Origin of the sequence: Pseudomonas sp. HMSC066A08 (assembly GCF_001813025.1) — a bacterium.
In the GTDB taxonomy this organism is placed as follows: domain Bacteria; phylum Pseudomonadota; class Gammaproteobacteria; order Pseudomonadales; family Pseudomonadaceae; genus Pseudomonas; species Pseudomonas aeruginosa.
Genome location: NZ_KV811187.1, coordinates 1 through 214, shown reverse-complemented (window position 1 = coordinate 214; position 214 = coordinate 1). Strand labels below are relative to the sequence as shown.

Genomic DNA, 214 nt, shown 5'->3' with positions numbered 1-214 from the left:
CTGAATAACCGCTTTTGCTTCGCCATTTTGAGTAATAATCATCGGTGCACCAGATTCAGTGAGTTTAGTCATCACTTCGGTGGCATTAGCTTTTAAATAACTAATTGGTTTGATTTGTTCTGAGTAACGCATATCTACCTCAATCAATAAGACTAAATTAAGTCTAAAAAAAGTCTAATCTGAGTGTGAAGAGATAAAAGCTAAAATGCAATAT

1 protein-coding gene is annotated in these 214 nt (G+C 33.6%); it reads right to left on the bottom strand.

The window, feature by feature from the left end; translation table 11 throughout:
• Positions 1-132: type II toxin-antitoxin system Phd/YefM family antitoxin (locus HMPREF2886_RS32585; protein ID WP_139148368.1), on the bottom strand; the 132-nt coding region annotated here is incomplete at its 3' end.
• Positions 133-214: the final 82 nt, after the last annotated feature.